A 321-nucleotide genomic window follows, 5' to 3' on the forward strand; every position below is an offset into this window, starting at 1 on the left:
TGAAGGTGGACGTCATACTCCTTTCTTCAACAACTACAGACCTCAGTTCTACTTCAGAACAACTGACGTAACTGGTGTATGTGATCTTCCAGAAGGCGTAGAAATGTGTATGCCTGGCGATAACGTAGAGATGACTGTAGAACTGATTCATCCAGTAGCTATGGAGCAGGGTCTTCGTTTCGCTATCCGTGAAGGCGGCAGAACCGTTGGATCAGGAAAAGTTGCTACAATCATTGAGTAATCATGCGTAAGCAATAAGCAGTGCAAATAATGCGCAAGCATTGAGCAGTGCAAAAATAAATGTGAAAGTGCCCAGAGGAG

At 44.5% G+C, this 321-nt stretch carries 1 pseudogene; it reads left to right on the forward strand.

Features of this window, described 5'->3' with window-relative positions:
- Positions 1 to 241: pseudogene (gene tuf, locus ACLTD4_RS11895) on the forward strand (elongation factor Tu); the annotation flags it as partial.
- Positions 242 to 321: the final 80 nt, after the last annotated feature.

Source organism: Hungatella sp. (genome assembly GCF_046966825.1).